Source organism: Desulfocastanea catecholica (genome assembly GCF_054657295.1).
The window spans coordinates 1-524 of record NZ_BAAHYZ010000130.1; the positions used below are offsets into that span (position 1 = coordinate 1).

1 pseudogene is annotated in these 524 nt (G+C 55.2%); it reads left to right on the forward strand.

The window, feature by feature from the left end:
• A pseudogene (locus ACYQ8U_RS23185) lies at positions 1-508 on the forward strand (2-oxoacid:acceptor oxidoreductase subunit alpha); the annotation flags it as partial.
• Positions 509-524 lie beyond the last annotated feature (16 nt).

Here is a 524-nt window from a genome sequence, read left to right on the forward strand (position 1 = left end):
ACGTCTGCCGATGTCCGATTTCGGCGGTGAGCACCGCTACAATGTCACCGGGCTGTTTCACGATATGTGGGGCTTTCCCTCGAACAACCCGAAGGTGGTCAGCGAACTGCTCCGCCATCTGATCGACAAGATTGAAAACAACGTTAACGCCATCACCCGCTACAAGGAATATTTTATGGAGGATGCGGAATATGTCCTCGTCTCCTACGGCTCTTCGGCCAGATCAGCCATCCACCTGGCGAAAAACCGGCGGGTGAAAGGCGAGAAGATCGGCGTCCTCGAGCTGCAGTCCATCTGGCCCTTCCCGGCGGAACTGGTCCGGGGAAAATGTGCCGGTGCCAAGGCCGTTTTAGTGGTCGAGATGAATATGGGCCAGGTGCTGGCCCAGGTGAAGGCGGCGGTGGAAAAACCGAACCGGGTCTTTCTTGCCAACCGCATCGATGGACAACTCATTACCCCGTCAGATATCAAAAAACTTCTCCGGGTTATCCAGGGGAGGGGAGTATAATATGCCAGTCAAAGAT